This window comes from Azospirillum sp. B506 (assembly GCF_000333595.1).
In the GTDB taxonomy this organism is placed as follows: Bacteria; Pseudomonadota; Alphaproteobacteria; order Azospirillales; family Azospirillaceae; genus Azospirillum.
On the sequence record NZ_BADK01000236.1, the window covers coordinates 1 to 6,202 of the forward strand.

Genomic DNA, 6,202 nt, shown 5'->3' on the forward strand with positions numbered 1-6,202 from the left:
AAGTGGGCGACGGCAAGACCATCTACGACCATCCGGAAACCGCCTTCGTCGCCTCCTTCGTCGGCGAGGCGAACCGCTTCGCCGGTCCGGTCACCCAGGCGGCGGATGGCTGGGCGGTGCTCGACACCGCTTACGGGCCTTTGCGCGGGCGCAACCCGCGCGGGCTGGCGGCGGGCGACCGCGCCACCCTGTTCGTCCGGCCGGAGCGCCTGGCGCCGGGTGAGAGCGACAACAGCCTGACTGCCCGTGTCAGCCACAGTGACTTCGAGGGCGCCTTCGTCAATGCCTTCCTCGACGGCGGCCTGACCGTGCAGATGCCGCATCTCGGCCAGGAACCGGCCTTCGTCCCCGGCCAGACCGCCCGCCTCGGCTTCCGGGCGGCGGACGCGGTGGTGTTGCCGACGAATTGAGTTCCCTCTCCCATATCCCCCCTCTCCCCGGGGGGGGGAGAGGGGATCCCGGGGCGGGAAAGGGCACGAACCCTCCAAACGAAAACGCCCCGGCCGATTGGCCGGGGCGTTTCGCATTTCAAAGCCCGCAGGCGTCAGCGCGTCTGCTGGATCGCCGACAGCTGCCACTGGCCGCCGCGCGGGCGGACGAAGGTCCACAGCTCCGTCGCCTCGGTCGGCTGCGAGGCGTTGCCCTCGACCACCCGGCCGCTGGCACGGTCCTCCGTGACGTCGATCAGCGAGAAGCGCATGGCGACGGTGGCGTATTCCTGCGCGCCCTCGCGCCAGCCCTCGGCCAGATCGCCCTGCAGCAGGCGGACATCGCTGACCTTGTTGACCACGCCGCGGCTGCGGTTCTCGGCCAGATCGTCGCTGAAGTAGGAGAACATCTCCGGCGTCGTCGCGGCGCGCAGGGCGTTGGCATCCTCACGCCCGTAGGCGGTCTGGACGGTGACGAGCAGCCGCTCGAACGACTCGAAATCGGCCGGCTGGATGCCGATCTCGTCGGCTGCCTGACGGCGCGGCGCCGGACCGGCGTTGCCACCACCCATACCGCCAACCGGGCCGCCGCCAACCGGGTTATAGCCGACATCGGCCGCATCGCGGTTCATCTGTCCACCCAGCGGGCCGCCGGCATAGGCCGGCCGCCCACCACCCATCTGGCCGCCCAGCGGACCGCCGCCGGCCGCGGTGTTCGCGGTCTGCGAGCGGTTGCGGAAGAAGCGCATGGCCAGCCGGACCAGGAAGACGACCAGCAGGATCTGCAGCAGGAAGCCCAGGATGCCGGAGAAGCTGCCCAGCCCGTCGAAGAAGCCGCCGCCGAACAGCATCGCGCCGATGCCGGCGCCGATCAGGCCGCCCATCAGGCCCGACATGAAGCCGCCGCCGAAGAAGCCGCGCGAGGGTGCCGCCGCCGGGGCGGTGGAACCCGGACGCTGCATGCCCGGCGCGGCTTGCGGAGCGGCCGAGCGCTCCATCGGCGACACCGCGCTGGGGGCGGTGCTGGTGGCGGCCGGCGCATCGTAGGTACGGCTGCCGCGGCTGCCCGAGGAACTGCTCTTGCCGGCGCGGGCGTCGGCGGTGCCGGCGGCCAGCGCCATCACCAGCGCAACCGCCACGGCGGTCGCCGCGCGGGCGCCCCGCCCGGTCTTGCTCTGCTTGGGAGAGGAGGTGGCGGAAAGGCTCGAAGGTCGGGTCTTCTCGCTCATGATCATGCTCGCTTGTCGCATCTGGTCGGTTATCCAGCCTTCCCAGATGGGGGCGGTGGCCGCCCCGTTTAAGAGGCGGTCTCACTTTTTTCCAGCAACAATCAGCGCCACCGCCTAATCGGTCTCACTTTGCCAGGAATCGCCCATCGGCCCGTCCCCTTGCAGGGCGTCGATCGCCCGGCGGTCGCGCTTGGTCGGACGGCCGGCACCGGTCGGCTGGAACGGGGCGCGGTAGGGGTCCTGCAACCGCTCCTCCGCCACCGGCGGAGCGAGATCCTCGTACAGCGCCTGCGCCTCCGGCGCCGGGCCGCGGCGGCTGCCCAGCGCCACCACCTTGATGACGCGGATGTGCCGTCCCTGGGCGAAGGTCAGCACGTCGCCCGGCTTCACCGCGGCATGGGCCTTGGTCACCACCGCCCCCGACAGCCGCACACCCCCGTCGTTGCACAGCTTGGCGGCGAGGCTGCGCGTCTTGAAGAAGCGCGCGTACCAGAGCCACTTGTCGATCCGCAGCCGGCCGGGGGTGGAGTCTTCGGTGTCGGTCATCGCATGCCCCCCGCCCAGGATCCCCTCTCCCCCCCGGGAAGAGGGTGAGGGGGAGGCATGACGTGTCTTCGGTAAGAGAGCGGGGGCTGCGCCATTCTCGAATAATCGCGCAGTGCATCCCCCTCACCCCGACCCTCTCCCCGGGGGGGAGAGGGAGAATAGGCGCTGATCGGCTGTGCGTTCATTCCACTCCCCACACTTATTCACATCCCCGACAGCTGCCGCAGCTTGGCGAACGGGTGGTCCTCGTTCGTCGGCTTCTCGCGCCGCTGCCGATTCCCCTGCGGGCGCCTGCGCTTCCAGGTCACCGCCCCGTCCTCGCCTTCCGCGCGGACATAGCCCAGCCCGGTCAGCACCGCCCCCAGCTCCTCCGCCGACAGGCCGACGCGCTGGCCGAGCGCCACGTCGCGGATCGGCGCATTCGCCTTGGACGCGGTCAGCAATTCCGTCTCCAGCCGGTCCAGCATGTCGACGCGCAGCGCCCGCCCGCCGGCCAGCGGATAGCCGATGGCCTCCCAGAAGCCAGGGGGAGCGCCGCCTTCCTTCACCGGCCCCTCTTTCCCCAGTGGCGCCTCGACCGACACGCGGCCGGGCGGCGGGATCGGCACCGGCAGCGGATGGCCCTTCGACACCGCCCACAGCAGCCCGCGCAGGGTCACCGCCGCCGGCTTGGCCAGCGCGGTCAGATAGAGGTGCGACACCCCGAGCCGGACGCCCAGCCCGGTCAGGGCCTTGCGGTCCTCGCGCTCCAGCCGTTCGACCATGTCGGCGACGGGCTGCCGCGGCAGCACCCCCAGCCCCTCGACCAGCTGGAAGGCCAGCCCGCGCCCGGCGCCGGACAGTCCTTCCGCCGCGGACAGCGCGAACAGCGGCTTCAGCCGGGTGGCGATGTGGTCCTTCAACCAGCGCTCCAGCCGCACCCGCACCCGCTCGCGCTGGGCCTGGTCCAGCATGCCTTCGTCGAACGGCACCACCAGCGGCGCCAGCACCGACGGCCCGGCGGCCAGCCGCGCCACCGGCAGGCTGTCTGCGCTCAGCACCCCATCCGGCCCCAGCGCGAAAACGTCGTCCGGCTCCGCCTCGAAGGCGCGCAGGCGCTTGGCGAGTTCGTCGCGCAACGCCCGCCGGGCGGCGGTCAGCAGCGATTTTGCCTCGTCGGAGCGGTCGGGGGCGTCGGGTACGAAGCGGAAGCCCTCCAGCTTGCCGACGACATGCCCCTCCACCACCACCTCGCCGTCGGCCCGCACGCCGCCCAGCAGCGACCGCCCGTCCTTCAGCGTCCGCGCCAGCGTGGCGGAGCGGCGGTCGATGAAGCGCTGGGTCAGCCGCTCGTGCAGGGCGTCGGACAGCCGGTCCTCGATGGTCCGGGTGCGCTCCTGCCAGTGCAGCGGGTCCTTCAGCCAGTTCGGCCGGTGGAGATGTAGTCCAGGTGCGGATATGGGCGATGCGGCGACCAGCGCGTCGATGTCGCCCTCCGTCCGGTCGAGCCGGGCGATCTGTTTCGCCACCCAGTCGTCGTCCAGCCGCCGCAGGGGCCCGCGCAGGCTGCGGAAGGCCTGGGCCAGCAGCTTGGTGTGGGCATCCGACAGCACCTTGCGGAAGTCGGGGACCTGACAGACCTCCCACAGCAGCTTGACGGCGTCGCGGCCGCGGGCGAGGTCCATGATCTCCGGGTCGCGCACCAGCGCCTGCAGGGCCAGATGGTCGTCGGCCTCGCGCACGCGGGACAGTTCCTGGAGCGGCGCCCGCTCCTCCAGCGATTTCAGCAGGAAGCCCGGCGTGTCGAAGCGCAGATCGCTGTTGCGCCAGGACAGCGTCCTGACCGTCTCGAACTCGTGGTTCTCGACGCGGGTGACCAGATCGGCGTCCAGCTCCCCCACCTCGTCGGTGGTGCCGAAGGTGCCGTCGCGCATGTGGCGGCCGGCGCGGCCGGCGATCTGCGCCACCTCGGCGGGGCGCAGGCGGCGCGGAGCGAAGCCGTCGAACTTGACGATGCGGGCGAAGGCGACATGGTCGACGTCCATGTTCAGCCCCATGCCGATGGCGTCGGTCGCCACCAGATAGTCCACCTCGCCCGCCTGATAGAGGCCGACCTGCGCGTTGCGGGTGCGCGGGCTGAGTGCGCCCAGCACCACGGCGGTGCCGCCGCGCTGGCGCCGGATCATCTCGGCGATGGAGTAGACGTCGGTGGCGGAAAAGGCGACGACGGCCGAGCGCGGCGGCAGCCGCGTCAGCTTCTTGTGGCCGGCATAGGTCAGCTGCGAGAAGCGCGGACGGCTGACGAATTCCGCCTTCGGCACCAGCCGGCGGATCATCGGCTGCATCGAATCGGATCCCAGCACCATCGTCTCGACCATGCCGCGGGCGTTCAGCAGCCGGTCGGTGAAGATGTGGCCGCGCTCGGGATCGGCGCAGAGCTGGATCTCGTCCACCGCCAGGAAATCGACGGCGCGGTCCAGCGGCATCGATTCGACGGTGCAGACCCAGTAGGACGGGTTGGGGGGCAGGATCTTCTCCTCCCCCGTGACCAGGGCGACCGCGTTCCTGCCCTTGATCGAGACGATGCGGTCGTAATTCTCCCGCGCCAGCAGGCGCAGGGGAAAGCCGATCATGCCGGACCGGTGACCGAGCATGCGCTCGATCGCCAGATAGGTCTTGCCGGTGTTGGTCGGCCCCAGCACGGCGACCACACGGCCCCCCCGCCCGAGACCGCCGCCCGCCGAAGCGTGAGAGGACGTCATAGGGGTAAGCTTTGGGGTGCGGGAGGCCGCAATGCAAGCGGCGGCTTGGCGATGTAAGGCGATTGCACCGGTCCGGCCGGCCGGTCGCCGCCGGACGGCTAGTGCCGCGGGGATCTCGCGCGGCTGGTGCGGAGCGATTGGAACCCGCTCCGGGCCATGCCGAGGATCAGCAGATAGTCCTGCTTGATGACAGACAGGCTGAAGAACAGCGGGGAGAGATCGAGCGCGCTCATGGGAGCCATCCCGGATTGCGAGACGAGGGGAAGGAGGGAGAGGAGGGAGGCAAGACGGGAGCGAAGACGACAAGGGCCGCCGAATGGGGGTTCGGCGGCCCTCGGCCTCACGGCGGCTGCGTTGGGGGGCTTGGGGTCGCCGCCGGGAGTCTCCGTGTTACGTCAGCCAGTCTGTTACGTCAGCCCTTGGGCGGCTCCTGCGGTGCCGGCACCGGACCCGGACCCATCCCGTGATGGCGCGGGCCGTCATGGTCCCACCCGCCGGGGCCGCCATGGTGCGGACCCATATGGCCGCCCATGCCGCCCGGACCCGGGTTCAACATGCGGTCGGCCTGCTTCTGCTGGTCGGGCGTCAGCTGGGCGTAGAGGTCGGTCAGGGCCGGGCGGACACTCTGGATCTGCTGCAGGTGGGCCTGCATCATCTGCTCGACCCGCTCAAGGCGCTGCGGCAGGGCTGCCGGCGGCGGGGCATCCTTGAACTTCACGCACAGGTCCTGCGTCGGCTTCAGGCTGGAACGGGCGGCATCGGCAAACTTGGTCCAGGCGGCGCGCTGCTGCTCGGTGATGTGCAGCTTCTTCTCCGCATAGGCCAGCTTGCCGGCCAGACGGGCCTCCTGGTCCTCGCACATGCGAGCGAAGTGGCGGTCATGTCCGGGACCCATGCCGGTGCCGGGACCGCCGGGCTGCGGGCCTCCCTGGGCGAAGACCGGAACGGCCACCCCAAGACCGGCGACCAACAGGGCGGACGTCAGAAGGGCGCGTTTCATGGTGTCGACTCCTCGGTGTTTGGTGCTCTCTAAACCCCGGATGGGGGGGCTTATTCCGTTGGGACCGTCGCGGCTGCATCGCCGTCGCTGTCCCGATGACCAGACAATGGGCGCCGAACGTTGCGGTCGAATGTCCGCAAACCGGTCATTTGGTAACAGAGTGTAACCACGGCGGCCCCGGTAACCGGGCGTTACACATTTCCCCTTCACGCCTGCCGCGCCTCGCCCGATCATGGGAGCCATGGACCGCATACCCCA

Annotated in this window: 6 protein-coding genes; 1 reads left to right on the plus strand and 5 read right to left on the minus strand. The window is 70.6% G+C overall.

Annotated features, from left to right (window positions below; genetic code table 11):
• Nucleotides 1-410, plus strand: a 410-nt coding sequence (locus I71_RS07530) for a TOBE domain-containing protein (protein ID WP_042693406.1), incomplete at its 5' end; no start/stop codon positions are given.
• Between the two features lie 134 nt (nucleotides 411-544).
• Here I71_RS07530 and I71_RS07535 read toward each other — a convergent pair.
• From I71_RS07535 to I71_RS07550, 5 genes are all read right to left on the minus strand, one after another.
• Nucleotides 545-1,657, minus strand: a complete 1,113-nt coding sequence (locus I71_RS07535) for a TIM44-like domain-containing protein (protein ID WP_042693413.1) — start codon at nucleotides 1,655-1,657, stop codon at nucleotides 545-547.
• A gap of 114 nt (nucleotides 1,658-1,771) precedes the next feature.
• Nucleotides 1,772-2,203 carry an RNA-binding S4 domain-containing protein gene (locus I71_RS07540; protein ID WP_042693408.1) on the minus strand — a complete coding sequence of 144 codons (432 nt, stop codon included), beginning with the start codon at nucleotides 2,201-2,203 and terminating at the stop codon, nucleotides 1,772-1,774.
• Between the two features lie 203 nt (nucleotides 2,204-2,406).
• Nucleotides 2,407-4,944, minus strand: a complete 2,538-nt coding sequence (locus tag I71_RS40540; protein ID WP_042693410.1) for a helicase-related protein — start codon at nucleotides 4,942-4,944, stop codon at nucleotides 2,407-2,409.
• A gap of 98 nt (nucleotides 4,945-5,042) precedes the next feature.
• Nucleotides 5,043-5,177 (minus strand): hypothetical protein, encoded by a 135-nt coding sequence (locus I71_RS40545; protein ID WP_280109860.1) that lies wholly within the window; start codon nucleotides 5,175-5,177, stop codon nucleotides 5,043-5,045.
• Nucleotides 5,178-5,356: 179 nt separating this feature from the next.
• A complete protein-coding gene (locus I71_RS07550) occupies nucleotides 5,357-5,944 on the minus strand; it encodes a Spy/CpxP family protein refolding chaperone (protein WP_042693411.1) in 588 nt (195 codons plus the stop codon).
• Between the last annotated feature and the right edge of the window lie 258 nt (nucleotides 5,945-6,202).